Genomic DNA, 11,851 nt, shown 5'->3' with positions numbered 1-11,851 from the left:
GACGTCATGTTCTCCCGCGTCGCATCTCAAATTGCCAACAGAGTTTACGAGTCGGGCGTTCAAGCGTCGGTCGTCCTCGCCGATCCTGCGACGGGCGAGCAGTTCGACCTGCGGGGGCTTCAGCGCCTCAAGTCGGCCAGCCTGATCAAGCTGCCGATCCTCTGGGACCTGTTCGCCCGGGCCGAGGAAGGCTCGCTCAACCTAAGCGAGACGATCGTCGTCCCAAGCGAAAAACGGGTTGACGGCGGCCTGCTCCACAAGTTCTCCGCCAGCCCGACCTTGCGGCTCGAGGACTTGGCCGTTCTGGCCGGCACGGTAAGCGACAACACCGCCGCCAACCTGCTGATGGACCGGCTGGGACTCGACGGGATCAACGACCGCATTCGTTCGCTCGGCATGAAGTCCACCTCGCTGGAGCGCCGCATGCTGGACTCCGGAGCTGCCAAAGCAGGAAAAGACAACTGGACGACGACCTGCGACGTGGCGCTCTTTTTGAGCGCCCTGACGTCGCCGGGCAAAACGGCCGGCCTCTCCGAAGCCGGCAAGAGGCGAATCATCGACATTCTGTCCGCCCAGAAGCTCCAATCGAAGCTGGCCGGAGCGATTCCCTGCGACGACGTGGACGACTTGGAAAAAGTCCTCGCCCACAAGACCGGCGAACTTCCCGGCCACGAGCACGACGCGGGAATTTTCTTCCCCTTCGGCCCTCGGCCCGCCGTGCTAGTCGTCCTCACGACCGGCCTGACCGACCGGCTGGACGGGGTACGGTTCTGCAGCGCCTTGGGGCGGCTCGTTTATGACGAGTGGAAAGCCCTTCAACCCAGTTGACTAGTTAAGATAAAATGAGCCGGGGCGGTTATCCGCCCCGGCTCATTCGTTATCCCATCAAGTTTCGGCTATTCCAAACGCTTAAACTTATTTCTGGCCGCTCTCCGCTTCCAGCACTTTGACGATCTCGCCGATGTACATGACGTGAAAGTCCCGAAGCGGGTAGTTGTCCTCTATGATTTGAGCGTCGACGAACCCATCGGCGGTTATCTCGCCTCGATACAGCTTTCGACAGACCATGACCAGCGACGACTCGGCAAAGTAGGTGAACCCGTCGCCGAAGGCCGGCGTCAGCCCTGCTTTGGCGACTTTGTCCTCGTCGCGGCCAGAGTGGGAGCCCAAATATTGAAGCTGTTTTCTGTACGACCTTGGGAAAAACGAGAGCGAAAACAGCGGTTCCCGGTCGACGAACTCCCTCGTGTACCTCTGAGGGCGAATGTACACCACCGCGGTGGGGAGCCCCTTGCCGTGGCCCCAGATGGCTCCCAAATGGCCCCACGCGGCGGTCATCGTGTTGTAGCCGCGCTTCTCGTCGCCAGCCGTGATGAGCATCCATTCCTCGCTGATCAGCGACATCGGGTTCATTTGCAACGTTTCTACCGGAATCTCTCTCATGTCGGTCCTCCCCTTCAAAGGCATCTCCGCCCGTCCTGCGGCCAGCCGCCCGTCGGGACTGCCCGTCTCGTTTCCGCCCGAGCATATTAAGCATAACATCACGACGGAGAAAACGCCGGTTCTTTCTGCGCCGCTGGCCTGTAAAATAGAAAACACGGCCCGTCCCAGCGGCCTTAAGGAGGTCAGAGGACATGACGCTTCAAGAGAACGATACGGCGCTTCTTCTGCAGTTTTCCCAAGATCATCCCGTTTGGTCTCCCCGACTGCTTGAACTGGCCGGCGTCGATCCTGCGCCGCTCGAAAAACTTGTCGGCGCTGGGCTTTTGAACGGGGAAGACGGCCTTTTCTGGCTCACGGAGGAGGGACGAACGGCGTTTGACGAGGCGGCGCGGGAGTGCTTCTTAAACGAGCAAGTGGGCCTAGTACCGGGGAATCCGACGCGGCGGGCCGAGACGACCGAGCTGTGGCTGGCTCTTCAACGGGCCCACCGCCAGCGCTGGGGGATCAAAGATTATCGGTTTGCTCTTCAAATTCCCGTCCACCCCTGTTCAACCGGCCGGGCGTGGCGCCTTGAGGACGGCGTTTTCTCATGGCTCTGGCCGCAGAGCGCCGGCGCGAAGAAGGCGCTGTCCCTGTTCCCTCCGGTGCCGCTCCGCGAGCGGGCCCCGCGGGGAAGTCAATCGCTTCGCCGCTTTTCGTGGCGAGAAACGTTTCCGTCTTCCGAAGAGCTGAACGCCGATCTGCTGTACCTGTGCCGATACGATTACCAGTACTACGAGGACTTCCCCGGCTATCCGGGCGACGGCCTTCGGCTGGCCAACGCCGACCGGTTCTTCTTCTCCTTCGCGCAAACTCTGGAAGAACAGCTCGACCTTTTAGGGCTCTATCAATCCTGGCTGCTCCAGCTTCGACTGGCTGACCTGCCGGGGTATCTGGACTTTGACACCCAAGAGCAGGACAGCGTGAACTGGCTGCTCTTCGTGACCGCTGACGAGACAACCGCCGCGCTGAACGCCGATCGGCTTCGGGCTTTGGGAGACTTGGCCGAGCCGGCCAAGCCGATGGAAATATGGACGGTCTCCCTGCAGGCCCTCTGGGCAGCCAAGCCGGACCACGAAGTGATCTGGGAGGTTCTCCCGTTCGTCGTCCACCCGATCAGCCGAACGCCGACCTTGAGCTGCTGCAAGATGTAGCCGTCAAAAAAGCGCCCCGCCCCAGCAAATCTGGGATGAGGCGCTGCTTTTTATTCGTCAGGCGTCCGAGCCGAGCTCGCGAACGATCTGGCCGCAAAGAACCTTGACGGCTTCCAGGCGTTCAGGACCGGCCGGCTGGCCTTCGAGGGTCTGAAGCTCTTCCAACAGAGGGCGAACTTCCAGAAGCCTCGACAGAGGGAGAGCCGCCGCCCGATAGAGGATCAGCAGGCTGCCGGTCGACGGCGTGGGCGTCAGGCTGGTGACGAACGGCAGGGACAGGAGAGCTCGGATGATGACGTCCCGAGTCCCCGCGGAAGAGATCAGAGACGAGCGAAGCCGGAGCCGGCCGGGAATGAAACTGGCGATGACGGACATGGTATCACTCGCTCTCTTCCGAAACCGCCTGCAGGCTCGCAGGCAGTTTGTCAAGCAGAGGCCTGACGCTGGTCATGCTGGTGCCGATGGTCACCGAGTTGTGCAGCAGCGCGCCCACGGCCGGCGTGATAATGCCCAAAAGCCCCAAAAGCAAGAACGTCGTGTTCAGCCCGACGATGGTCAGGTAGCTGCGCTCGATACGCCGCATGACGAGCTCGCTGAGGCGCCTGGCGTCTGGCAAAGACGAGAGGTCTCCGGCAAGGACCACATCAGCGACCTGCTGGGCCACGTCGGCGGCGCCGCGAAGCGACACGCCCACGTTGGCCGCCGCCAAGGACGGCGCGTCGTTAATACCGTCGCCCACCATGATGACTTTTCGCCCCTGTTTTCGCAGGGACTGAACGAAGCGGGTTTTCTCGTCCGGAAGCATTTCGGCCCTGTAGTCGTCCAGCCCGAGCTGCTTAGCCACCCGAGCGGCGGTCTTGGGGTGATCCCCGGTCAGCATGACCACGTGCCGAATGCCTAAGCTCCGCAGCTGGGCCACGACGTCCGCCGCCTCTTCGCGAAGCGGGTCGTCGATGACCAGAAGGCCGATCAGCCGGCTGTCAAAGGCCAAGTACAGCAGCGAGCCGAGCTGTTCTTTTTCTTCGATGACCTTTTTCTGCTCTTCGTCGAAGACGACGCCCTCGTCCTCCGCCACGAAGTGACGGCTCCCGATAATCACCCGTTTGTCCAAGTACCGGCTCACGACGCCGTGAGCGACCACGTACTCCACCTTGGCGTGTTCTTCCCGGTGCGTCAGCCCTTCCAGCTCGGCCTGACGGACCACTGCGGTCGCTACCGAGTGGGGGAAGTGCTCTTCAAGGCAGGCGGACAGCCGAAGAATCTCGCTGCGCTGCCAGCCCTCGAACGGGACGACCTCGATGACCCGAGGCTGGGAGACCGTCAAGGTGCCCGTCTTGTCAAAGACTACCGTATCGGCTTCGCTGAGCGCTTCAAGGAACTTGCCGCCCTTGATGATGACGCCGCGTCTCACGCCCTCGCGCATAGCCGAGAGAATAGAAAGCGGCGTTGCCAGCTTAATGGCACACGAGTAATCGACCATCAGCGCGGCGGACGCCCTCGTGGCGTTGCCGGTCAGGGCGTACATCATGCCGGCCAAGCCAAAGCTCCACGGGACGAGGCCGTCGGCCATCCGCTCCGCCCGGCACTGAACCGATGCCTTGAGCTCTTCCGATTCCTCGATGAGCTTGGCAATTTGGCTGAGCCGGCTCTCGTCGGCAAGGGCCCGAACCTGGACCGTCAGCTCCCCGGCTTCTAGCGCCGTCCCGGCGTACACGGACGTTCCGGGCCAGCGGTGCACAGCCATGGACTCGCCGGTCATGGACGCCTGATTCACCAGCGCTTCTCCCGCCGTCACCACCCCATCGGCAGGGATTAAGCCGCCGGCACGCACGATAACGCGGTCGCCGACCGCGAGTTCGGACATGGAAATCTCGCGCTGAGAGCCGTCGTCGTTTTGGACCCATACGGAGTTGAGCCGAACGGCCAAGCTTTCTGCCAAGCTGGCTTGGGACCGCTTCTTAGTCCAGTCCTCAATCAGGTTTCCCAGAGCTAAAAGGGTCATCACCGTCGACGCGGTGTTGTAGTCCTGCCGGGCAAGCGAAACGCCAAGCGCCGCGGCGTCGAGCGTCTCAACACCCAGACGAAGGTGCAGAAGTTCTCTGATGCCTCGAAAAAAATACGCGCAGGCAAACGCAGTGGTGACGACGATCCGTATCGGCATGGGCAGCATTCGGCGGGTCATGGCGGCGCTCAGCAGCTTGGCAACCTGAACTTTGAGCGGCGGCTCGACAGGTTCAACCTGTATGTCCATTTCGTCCAGCTCCGAACGCTCGATCAGGCTGACGGCTTTCAGGATGCTGTCGCGGTGGCTGCCGTCGTGAAAGATCAGCAGACTGCCGGTTCTGCTCGACGCGGCGGCTCTTTTGACGCCGTCCTGCGTCTCCAGCACCGCGGCAAGCACCGGCCCGCGGCTGCCCCGAAGGTCTTGAGGCGCAAAGCGCAGGCGAATGCGGCAGGGCAACTCGTGTTCGATACGATAATCCATAGATATGTCTCGCTTTCGTTCTCTATCTGTTTCACGAAAACAGGCCCTTGAACGACGTTTCGCCGTCCTCAGGCCTTGTGCTGTCACAATCCGTTATTCAGCTTCTTCGCTCTGGGCCTGGGCCTTAGCCTCGGCAACGAAGTCCTCAGCCGCTTCCTTGCCCCGCTCAATGACGCTGGCAACCCGGTCTTTCAGCTCAATTCCCTTGCCGTAGACCGCAAGAGCCGCTTTCTTGGCCGTGCCGTTCTTTACCAGCACGCACGCGCCGACGCCAGCCGCAACGCCAAAGCAGAACCACATGAAGTTCCCCATCCGTGTAGTCACCTGAAATTCCCCCCTTCCTTTTGGTGTTCCTTCCGAAACATCAAATATTTTTATTTATTATATTGGAGCTCAATAGATCAGAAAGGTTCTTATTACTTAATTGAGAGACTAACTCTTTAATAACGGAGGACCAAGAGGGCGCGAAAAAAAGGCAGGCTCCTCTTTGAGGAACCTGCCGCAAAAAACTAAAGAAACTAATGTCCCTGCGTTTCCAAGGAAGAAAGCGCCGCTAAGACCGCCGGGCCCTCTTGGCAGCGGACGGCCGTCTCCCCGTCTTCAAGCGAGCAGACCAGTTCCCCGGACGCTCCCGGGTTGGCAATCAGCCATTCGGCCGTCGGGTCGGAAACTCTCTTTTCAACCAGCCGCCTGAGCGGCCGGGCGCCTGCACCTTGACGCGCCGCCTCGTCGAGAATCGCGAGCTTCAGCTGAGGCGAAACGGAAAAGTCAATTCCTCGCCGCTTGAGCCGCTGAACGGCCGGCGCTAAAAGCAGGTCAAAAATCTTCGACAGGTCCTCTGCGTTCAGCTGCCGGAAGTACACCACATCGTCCATTCGCCCGAGCAGTTCGGGCGGGAAGAACCGTTTCAGCTCGTCGGACATGACGCCCCGCGCGGCCTGGTCGCTCCGTCCCGCGTCGCTGAACCCGAAGGGGCTCTTGGCCGCCTCCCGGGACCCGAGGTTGCTGGTCATGATGATCAGCGCGTTGCGGAAGTCGACCGTGTCGCCGTGGCCGTCAGTCAGCCGTCCGTCCTCCATGATCTGGAGCAGGATCCGGTTCACCTGTGGGTCCGCCTTCTCTATTTCGTCCAACAGGACGACCGAATAGGGGTGACGTCTGACCGCCTCGGTCAGCTGCCCCCGATCCTCGTAGCCCACGTACCCCGGCCCGGTTCCGATGAGCCTTGAAACCGTGTAGCGGTCGTGAAATTCGCTCATATCCAAGGCGATCAGCGCCTTGTCGCTGCCGTACAGCTCTCTGGCCACAACCCGCGCCAGTTCGGTTTTGCCGACGCCGCTGGGTCCCAAGAACAAGAAACTTCCAATCGGACGCTTTTCGTCCTGCAGGCCGCTTCGGTTGCGGCGCAGGGCCCGGCAGACGCATGAAACCGCCTCGCTCTGGCCGATCAGGTGCTTTTCAACCCGACTCTCTAACGTCAGAAGCCGTTCCGCCTCCGACTGGGACATCTGGCCGACCGGCACGCCGCACCACGACGACAGAACCTGAGCCAAGTCGTCCGGCCCGACCCTGCTGCCGCTCATACGCCGGCCTCGGCGCCAAACCGAAAGGTTTTCTTCCAGCTGCTGGGCCGTCTCGGCCTCGTCGCTGCGGAACCGTCCGGCTAGCTCAAAATCAGCGGCCAGAATAGCCGCTTCTTTGTCGCGCCTCAGTTGGCCGAGCCGAGTCTTAACCTCTTTCAGCTCTGGGGGCCAGTCGGACCGATCAAGTTGAGCTTTCGCGCCAGCCTCGTCAATCAGGTCAATGGCCTTGTCGGGGAGCCGCCGGTCCGTCAAAAAGCGAGACGAAAGCCGAACCGCTGTCTCGGCGGCTTCCGGCGCGTAAACCACGCCGTGGTGTTCCTCATATCGGGGAAGCAGGCCGGACACGATGGCCACGGCCGAGTCAAAGTCAGGCTCGGCGATGTCGATCGGCTGAAACCGCCGTTCCAGCGCCCCGTCGCGTTCGATATAGCGCCGGTATTCGGCCGCCGTTGTCGCGCCGATGATCCGCAGCTCGCCCCGAGCCAAGCTGGGTTTGAGCATGTTGGCGGCGTCAAGGGAGCCTTCGGCGTTGCCGGTCCCGATCAGGGTGTGTATCTCGTCGATAAACAGGATGTCCTTGGACTTGGAGGCCTGAGCGATGAGCTTTTGGAAACGCTCCTCAAAGTCTCCCCTGTATTTTGCGCCGGCCACGAGGCTGCCCACGTTTAGCTGAAGGATTTTCTTTCCCTTCAGCGGGTCCGGCACCATTTCGGACTGAATCAGCTGGGCCAGCCCTTCCACGACGGCGGTCTTCCCGACTCCGGGATCGCCTACCAGCACCGGGTTGTTCTTCGTCCGGCGGCAGAGCACCTGCATGAGCCGACGGGTCTCTTTCTGGCGCCCAACGATCGGATCCAGCTCGCCGGCAGCAGCCCGCGCCGTGAGATCGACGCAAAACTGACCTATGATCGCGAGCTCCGCTTCATCCCCCTCGCCGTTTCCGGCCTTCGGGCTGTGAACGGGGCTTTCCTCCCGCTTAGAGGACGCGAGAAGCTCCGCTGCTCGCTCCCTCAATGTTTCTGGGGAAACTCCCAGCGTGGCCAGCAAACGGCACGCGCCGTTGTCATTGACTTTCAGCACGGCCGCCAACAGGCACGACGGGTCTACCAGCTCGGCGTCCAGAGACCGGGCGCTGTTCAACGCCGCGTCGAGACACCCTCGGGCTCCGTCGCTGAACGGCAGATCGGTCTGCTCGTCCGGCTCAGGGATCGTCTCGTCGATCTTCAGCGTCCGTCGAAGGCCCTCCGCCGTCACGCCGTTTGCCTCGAGCAGACCTGCCGCGCTGGACGTCCCCTCGGCGGCAATTCCCAGAAGCAGGTGAGCCGTGCCAATTTCTTTGCTACGCATTTTCAGCGCTTCCCGGTGAGCTATTTGCAGAGCACGCTTACAGGAATCGCTGAAGAACTGCCACATCATAAAACGACTCACCTCCCATCAAGAAGCGTAAATCAGGCCGCGGAACACCCGCTTGGCCAGCTCGGCCCTCATCGCGTCGCGCCGGAACGGGGAAATATCAAACGCGCCGTCTGCCAGATCGGACAGGTGGCGAAGGGATATCTCCACGATAAGGCGTTCCCTAGGCGTGATCAGCCCACGTTGCTGAAAAAGGGTCAGAAGGCGCTTCGCGTCCTGCTCGGTCAGGCTGTCGCCAACGATATCTTCCACGTACCGCTGTTTTTCTTCGGGCTGCTCGTAGCTGATCTTGAGAATACGGATGTACCCGTTTCCGCCCCGCTGGCTTTCGACGAGGAAGCCCCTTTCCGGGGTGAAACGGCTTCGAATCACGTAGTTTATCTGGCTTGGCACGCAGCCGAACCGTTCGGCCACGTCCTTGCGGCGCAGCGACACCCGATCCTGGTCCTGCTCCCTTTCCGAGTCGGCGAACAGGCTTTGAATGTACTGCTCAATCACTTCGGTCAGGCTCATCGACATGTCATCACCAACCTCTCGGTCATTCATGAGCTTATAGTACCTTATGGTCAGTGAATATCAATCGTTATTTTTGACCAATCCTGTTCTCCGTTCCGCGCATAATCCGCCCGACGTTCGACCTGTGGCGCCAAAATGCCAACAGAGCCAGGCAGACGCCGAGCCAAACGCTCTCAGCGGGAACTTTAGCCAGGGCCAGCAGGACCGGCGCGGCAGTCAGGGCGATAAGAGAGGCCAGCGAGACCATCCGCCACAGGTAGAGACAAAGGCCCCACACGACGCCGGCCAGAGCGATCGCCGCGGCCGACCACGGTAGGGCGCAGAAAAAGAGCGTTCCAAAGGTCGTAGCCACGCCCTTGCCGCCCCGAAACCTCAGCCATATCGGGTAATTGTGCCCTAAAACGGCGGCCAAGGCGCCGCACATGACCAGCCAATTGGGAAGTCCGGCAAGGCGGAACAGCCCGATGACGAGGGCACCCTTGAGCATGTCGAAGACGATGACTCCCACGCCCCACTTCCGGCCCATCAGCCGGCCGACGTTTGTGCCGCCGGTGTTGCCGCTTCCAAAGGTCCGAATGTCAATGCCGCGGACTAAACGGACCGACAAGTATCCGGTCGGAATCGAACCGATCAGGTACGCCAAGGCCAGCCATAAAAACGAGAGGGAAAAATTCACTGTCGGCTCCTTTCCGTCCGCCGGATAAACGCGTCGGCAATCTCGGCGGCGTTTGGTCGGACGAAAATAGGATTGATATCAAGAAGTTCCAGATCCGGCTCGCAGTCCCCCATGACGGACATCTGGGCGATTGTCCTGGCCAGCTCGTCGCTGGCCAGCGGGACGCCGCTCCACGATCCGGTAATGAGCGAAGCGCCTTTCAGAGAGCTGATCATTTCCTGAGCCTCTTCAAACGTCACAGGCGCCGGGCGCAGGGCGATGTCCCGCGTCATCGCATAGTAGGCCCCGCCGAGCGCGACGGCGACCACCGGGCCAAAAAGCGGGTCCCTCTTCAGGCCGATCATACACTCCAGCCCGTCGGTCACCATGGTCTGGACGAGCACGCCGCGAAGTTTCGCCTCCGGATGGCCTCGGCTCACCCGTTCGAGCACCCGGCCGTAGGCGTTGCGCAGTTCTTCCGGCGTGCGAAGGTTCAGAGCGACGCCGCGCGCCTGCTGCTTGTTCAGCAGCGACGGCGAGACGGCCTTGAGGACCAGCGGGAACCCCAGCTCGTCAGCCGCACTCATGACCTCTGCCAACGAAGAGCAGAACCGGGAGGGAACCAAGCTCAGCTGATAAGATTTCATCAGGTCCATGACCTGCGCCTCGTCAGGCCGTTCCGGCAGCTCCGGCAGTTTGGGCGCAGGAGGGACCGGCTGGGACGGCAGGGCGCGAACGGACGATGCGGAGATTTTTTCTGCCAGCGCGATCGCCCGAGCCGCTTCGGCCGGGTCCCGGTACACCACGACGCCGGATCGGGCCAACAGGTCCCCATAGCCGGCAAAGCGACGCCAGTCTCCGAGACAGCACAGGACGATCGGGCTGGCGATGTCTCGCCCGGCTTCGGCCAATTCGGAGACCACCCGGGCCACTTCGTCGCCGCCAAGAGCTCCGAGGACGACGAACGGCAGGCAACGCCCGCCGGAATGAATGCGCCGCAAAGCCTCAGACAGAACCCCGTCTGACTGAACAAGCGACTCGGTGCCGCTGATCGGGTTGACCGCCTTCGCCCTCGGCGGCAGGACTTTCTCCAATTTTTCCGTGAGTTCGGGAGAAAAAGCCGGCAGCGCGACGCCGGCGCGGAAACAGCTGTCGCGCAAAAGCAGCGCCAGCCCCACAGACGAGGCCAGCCCGGCTATTGAGAGCCCCTGCGCCGGCCGAGAACACCCGTAGAGCTTGGCAAACGCCAACAGCTCTCCCACGTCCGACAGGAGCGTAACGCCGTAGCGTTCCGCGACAGCCCGCCAAGTTGCGTCGTCGGCCCAGTTTCCGTCTGGGTGGCGAAGGCGGGCCCTTCGATCGATGCCTGGGAAGACACCGCACCGCAGCAGGACGACCGGAACGCCCTGGCGAACCAGCCGGGCAGCCCGTTCCATGACCCGGCGGCCCTGCACAAACGACTCGGCGCAGAGGACCACCAACCGGGTCTGCCCGTCTTCAGCGCACTGGTCCAAACACTCGAGCAGGGCGCCGTCGTCCTGACACACTCCTAAGGAGACGACCTGACGGAACTTAACGCCCGCCTCAAGGGCCATGTCGAAAAGCGAGAAGACGACCGCGCCGCCCTGCCCGATCAGAGCCACGTTGCCGTCCAGAGCCGCTGACGGCTGGACGGCCGGCGTCCAGCTGACGAAAAGATCCTGAAGAGGATCGAGGACGCCGCGGGATCCGGGGCCGAGGACAAACGTCCCGCCCCGGCGGATTCGGGCGAGCTGGCCACTGGAAGCGCCAAAGTCGCCGTCTGAACCAACGACAAGGCGCTGGGGCTTCCAACGCTCGCACCAGTCGAGAAGCTCGGGCCGGTCGCAGCTCGGCGCGAGCAGCACGACGTCCCGGCCGCCGAACGCCTCGCCGGCGGCGAGCACTTCGGACTGGGACGCTACTGTCAAAGACGCTAAGCCTATTCGATGAATTGACTCCAACGGACGGACGTCTTCCTGGGTCGGCTGATCACCGGTAACCAGCAGCACCTGCTTCATCTTCTCACCCACCATCTCTCGGCTGACACCGACAAAAAACGCGGCCTCGCACATTGGCGAGGCCGCGAACTTCTCAAAAGGCTACTTCTTGCCGCCCTTTGCGCCGCTCTTGCTCTTTGCGCTGCTCTTCGCGCTCGGCTTCGTGTCGACAGCGCTGCGAAGAAGCTTGCCGGCCTTGAATACGGGAACCTTCTTCGCCGGGATATGAACGGTCTTTGTCGGATCCTGCGGGTTACGGCCAGTACGGGCGCTGCGCTGGCGAACCTCGAAGGTGCCGAAGCCGACCAACTGGACCTTGCTGCCCTGACTCAGCGCACCGGAGATCCCTGCGACGACTGCGTTCACTGCTGCGACGGCGTCGCTCCTCTTCAGCTGTGCGTTCTCCCTGACAAACTCAACCAGTTCTGTTTTCGTCACACCTGACACCTCCCAAATGAGTTTCTTTATACGCGGTACTGCATGGGCTGAGTATATCACAGGTTTTCGGAAGTTCAATACCCCTCAGCCCTTTATTCATCAGCTTT

At 61.7% G+C, this 11,851-nt stretch carries 11 protein-coding genes; 2 read left to right on the top strand and 9 right to left on the bottom strand.

Annotated features, from left to right (window positions below; genetic code table 11):
- The first annotated feature begins 6 nt into the window (after positions 1-6).
- Positions 7-828 (top strand): serine hydrolase, encoded by an 822-nt coding sequence (locus tag HMPREF1249_RS04770; RefSeq protein WP_021775898.1) that lies wholly within the window; start codon positions 7-9, stop codon positions 826-828.
- 87 nt (positions 829-915) lie between these two features.
- Here HMPREF1249_RS04770 and HMPREF1249_RS04765 read toward each other — a convergent pair whose 3' ends face one another.
- A complete protein-coding gene (locus HMPREF1249_RS04765; RefSeq protein WP_008522659.1) occupies positions 916-1,443 on the bottom strand; it encodes a flavin reductase family protein in 528 nt (175 codons plus the stop codon).
- Between the two features lie 191 nt (positions 1,444-1,634).
- Here HMPREF1249_RS04765 and HMPREF1249_RS04760 point away from each other — a divergent pair, with 191 nt between their 5' ends.
- On the top strand, positions 1,635-2,636 hold the full coding sequence (locus HMPREF1249_RS04760) for a hypothetical protein (RefSeq protein ID WP_008520499.1): 1,002 nt from the start codon (positions 1,635-1,637) through the stop codon (positions 2,634-2,636).
- Between the two features lie 57 nt (positions 2,637-2,693).
- Here HMPREF1249_RS04760 and HMPREF1249_RS04755 read toward each other — a convergent pair whose 3' ends face one another.
- From HMPREF1249_RS04755 to HMPREF1249_RS04720, 8 genes are all read right to left on the bottom strand, one after another.
- Positions 2,694-3,011, bottom strand: coding sequence for a hypothetical protein (locus HMPREF1249_RS04755; RefSeq protein ID WP_008520498.1), 318 nt, complete (start codon positions 3,009-3,011; stop codon positions 2,694-2,696).
- 4 nt (positions 3,012-3,015) lie between these two features.
- Positions 3,016-5,121 carry a heavy metal translocating P-type ATPase gene (locus tag HMPREF1249_RS04750; protein ID WP_008522657.1) on the bottom strand — a complete coding sequence of 702 codons (2,106 nt, stop codon included), beginning with the start codon at positions 5,119-5,121 and terminating at the stop codon, positions 3,016-3,018.
- Positions 5,122-5,214: 93 nt separating this feature from the next.
- Complete coding sequence (locus HMPREF1249_RS04745) at positions 5,215-5,445, bottom strand: hypothetical protein (protein ID WP_008522655.1); 231 nt, start codon at positions 5,443-5,445, stop codon at positions 5,215-5,217.
- Positions 5,446-5,639: 194 nt separating this feature from the next.
- Positions 5,640-8,117: an ATP-dependent Clp protease ATP-binding subunit gene (locus HMPREF1249_RS04740; RefSeq protein ID WP_255348310.1), complete on the bottom strand. Its 2,478-nt coding sequence runs from the start codon at positions 8,115-8,117 to the stop codon at positions 5,640-5,642.
- A gap of 21 nt (positions 8,118-8,138) precedes the next feature.
- Positions 8,139-8,663 carry a CtsR family transcriptional regulator gene (locus HMPREF1249_RS04735; RefSeq protein WP_008520488.1) on the bottom strand — a complete coding sequence of 175 codons (525 nt, stop codon included), beginning with the start codon at positions 8,661-8,663 and terminating at the stop codon, positions 8,139-8,141.
- Between the two features lie 37 nt (positions 8,664-8,700).
- Entirely contained in the window at positions 8,701-9,309 is a 609-nt protein-coding gene (plsY, locus tag HMPREF1249_RS04730) for a glycerol-3-phosphate 1-O-acyltransferase PlsY (RefSeq protein WP_021775912.1), read from the bottom strand.
- Positions 9,306-11,327 carry an acetate--CoA ligase family protein gene (locus HMPREF1249_RS04725; RefSeq protein ID WP_231286721.1) on the bottom strand — a complete coding sequence of 674 codons (2,022 nt, stop codon included), beginning with the start codon at positions 11,325-11,327 and terminating at the stop codon, positions 9,306-9,308. The genes plsY and HMPREF1249_RS04725 overlap by 4 nt, the downstream gene beginning before the upstream one ends.
- A gap of 81 nt (positions 11,328-11,408) precedes the next feature.
- A complete protein-coding gene (locus tag HMPREF1249_RS04720) occupies positions 11,409-11,744 on the bottom strand; it encodes an HU family DNA-binding protein (RefSeq protein WP_008522649.1) in 336 nt (111 codons plus the stop codon).
- Positions 11,745-11,851: the final 107 nt, after the last annotated feature.

This window comes from Jonquetella sp. BV3C21 (assembly GCF_000468895.1).
GTDB lineage: Bacteria > Synergistota > Synergistia > Synergistales > Dethiosulfovibrionaceae > Jonquetella > Jonquetella anthropi.
This window is presented reverse-complemented; position numbering and strand designations above follow the sequence as displayed.